Consider the following 2,281-nt stretch of genomic DNA (forward strand, 5'->3'; position numbering starts at 1 on the left):
GGTGCGGCTCGTTTCTGGTAAGAGCCTCTAGAAAATAGAGGGGTATGACCAGAGTATATTCTGAAAGTCACTTTCAAAATATATAACTGTTCTTTTGATGTAGGTGAGCCAAGTAACCTAGAAAGGCAAGTCCTACCCTTGAGGAGACAAGTGACTCCCTACCTGCCCACAGTGAGCATACTCGGAATTATGCAGGCTGAAGCTGGGAACAGGGCGCAATCAGTTGTAAAACAAGCAGGTAACAACACTGGCGCTAATGGGGGGATGACATGGGTAAAATAAGTCCTAAAAAAGTGTCTGAGTCTGAAGCTACAACCTGGAACCAAAATGTAGACTTCATCCTCTAAACTCTCGCAGCATAACGTTGCAATAGCTGCAATCTCCGAGAAGAGGATAGACAAATTGGACTGCCCTAAATCATCAATCAATCAAAAGAACGGAACGAGTAAAAACGATATAAAGGTCTGGGGAAAGGTCGAAAACCCCGGTAGGTATGACGAGATACTGAATTCCTTTACATCGGGTAGGACAGAGCGTAACTGCTCTGAGGTATTCAGAAAACGCAATTTGGAGTAGAGCATGATTGGACGCAGTATAAAAACTAGCGAATCTTGGAAATTACTACCCTGGAAGAAATTTCGGGTGAATCTTTTCCGCTTACAAAGAAGAGTGTTTAAAGCTGTTCAGGCTGGAGACAAGCGAAAAGCGAAATCCCTACAAAAGCTTATTCTGAAATCTCGTGCAGCTAGGTTTCTGGCGATTCGTCAAGTAACACAACTAAACGCTGGTAAAAAGACCGCAGGAATTGACGGTAAAACTGCATTAACCCATGAGGAAAGATTCAACCTGGAATTATTACTCAGACAGTCAAATTGGTATCACAACAAATTACGTTTGATACCAATTCCCAAAAAAGACGGTTCTACCAGATTTCTGAAGGTTCCTACTATTGCAGATAGAGCCTGGCAATGTCTAGCCAAATTTGCCCTAGAGCCAGCACACGAAGCAACATTTCATGCCAATAGCTACGGATTTAGAACTGGGCGCTCTGCCCATGATGCCCAAACGCAAATATTTGAAAATCTCAAAAGCACCGTTAACGGAATCAACAAAAGAATCCTTGAGTTAGACATAGAAAAATGCTTCGACCGGATTAATCACTCCACCGTCATGAACAGCTTAATTGCCCCTTCCGGGTTAAAACTAGGTATATTCCGATGCCTCAAAGCTGGAATAACACCTGAGTTTCCAGAACAAGGTACATGTCAAGGTGGCGTGGTAAGCCCATTATTAGCCAACATCGCTCTAAATGGTATCGAAAAACTACATAAGTACAAAAACCAAGACCCAAGACACTCTGACCCATGCGTAAGATACGCAGATGACATGGTGTTCTTTCTTAAACCAGAAGACGATGAAAAGCTTCTACTTGACAAAATTTGCCAATTCCTAGCAAAAAGAGGATTAAAAGTAAGCGCGAAAAAGACTAAGCTAACCGCTTCGACAGATGGGTTTGACTTTCTCGGCTGGCATTTCGAGGTACAGCAAAACGGAAAATTCAGAAGTATTCCCTCAGAGGATAACTTCAAAGCTTTCCGCAAGAAGGTCAAGAAAATCGTCAATAGCTCGAACTATGGCGCCAAGGTAAAAGCTGCAAAGCTTGCCCCAATAGTCAGAGGATGGAGAAACTACCACAAATTCTGTAAAATGGACGGTTCCAGATTTTCACTATGGAACATGAGCCACAGAACCCTCCAGGTATTCAACAGGGAAACAAAACTCGACCTCCACACTAGCAAAGTACTGCTAAACAAGGCGTTTCCATCGGTTCCCTACTCCCAGAACCGTCACATCAAAGTCAAAGGAAATAAATCCCCTTATGACGGAGATACAGTTTACTGGAGCAAACGCAACAGTAAATTATATGACGGTATAACCTCAAAACTATTAAACAAGCAAAGCCATACATGTGATTACTGTGGTATGAAGTTTACAAGTGAAGAACGAGTACACTTACACCACATTGACGGTAATCATGATAACTGGAAAGGCTCTAATTTAATAGCAGTCCACGAAAGTTGTCACGACTACATCCACATGAGCAAAAAGGAAGTAGAGATTATTAATTCTTCTCAATCACAAAATCTTGTAATTAAGAGATTGGGAAGGAGAGATAAAGGAAACTAACCTTAAGAATATCGGAAGCTGGATGCAGCGAAAGCGGCACGTCCAGATTTAACAGAGAGGTGCGAGGGGTAATATCCTCCATCGACTCTACCAA

1 protein-coding gene is annotated in these 2,281 nt (G+C 42.3%); it reads left to right on the forward strand.

Annotated elements, in window-relative coordinates; translation table 11 throughout:
* Positions 1 to 579 precede the first annotated feature (579 nt).
* The gene (locus ACM0OY_RS40130; RefSeq protein ID WP_414574258.1) at positions 580 to 2,187 is read left to right on the forward strand and encodes a group II intron reverse transcriptase/maturase; all 1,608 of its coding nucleotides are present in this window, start codon (positions 580 to 582) and stop codon (positions 2,185 to 2,187) included.
* Positions 2,188 to 2,281: the final 94 nt, after the last annotated feature.

Source organism: Nostoc sp. CCY 9925 (assembly GCF_963920935.1).
Taxonomy (GTDB): domain Bacteria; phylum Cyanobacteriota; class Cyanobacteriia; order Cyanobacteriales; family Nostocaceae; genus Nostoc.